Raw genomic sequence first — 541 nt, forward strand, 5'->3', positions numbered from 1 at the left:
TGCGGACGCCTTCGCGCTCCAGGGTCTGGATCGCGTCGTGGAAGCGGACCGCCTCGCGGACGTGGCGCACCCAGTACTCGGCGGTGCGCAGCTCGTCGGTGGTCTCACCGGTGAGGGTGGAGACGATCGGGATCCGGGGTGCGTGGTAGGTCAGGCTCTCGGCGGTCTTGCGGAAGTCGGCGAGCATCGGCTCCATCAGCGGGGAGTGGAAGGCGTGGCTGACGGTGAGCCGCTTGGTGCGACGGCCCTGGGCCTCCCAGTCCGCCGCGACCTCCAGCACCGCACGCTCGTCGCCCGAGATCACCACCGAGGCGGGGCCGTTGACCGCCGCGATCCCGAACTCCTCGGTCAGCAGCGGCCGCACCTCCCCCTCGGACGCCTCGATCGCCACCATCGCACCACCCGCCGGCAGCTCCTGCATCAGCCGGCCACGAGCCGCCACCAGTACCGCGGCATCCGCCAGCGACAACACCCCGGCCACGTGCGCCGCGGCCAGCTCACCGATCGAGTGACCCGCCAGGAAGTCAGGACGCACACCCCA

Annotated in this window: 1 protein-coding gene; it reads right to left on the reverse strand. The window is 71.7% G+C overall.

The window, feature by feature from the left end; all coding sequences use genetic code 11:
* Nucleotides 1-541: acyltransferase domain-containing protein (locus ABD369_RS40950; protein ID WP_344641716.1), on the reverse strand; the 541-nt coding region annotated here is incomplete at both ends.

Origin of the sequence: Kitasatospora cystarginea (genome assembly GCF_039533515.1) — a bacterium.
In the GTDB taxonomy this organism is placed as follows: domain Bacteria; phylum Actinomycetota; class Actinomycetes; order Streptomycetales; family Streptomycetaceae; genus Kitasatospora; species Kitasatospora cystarginea.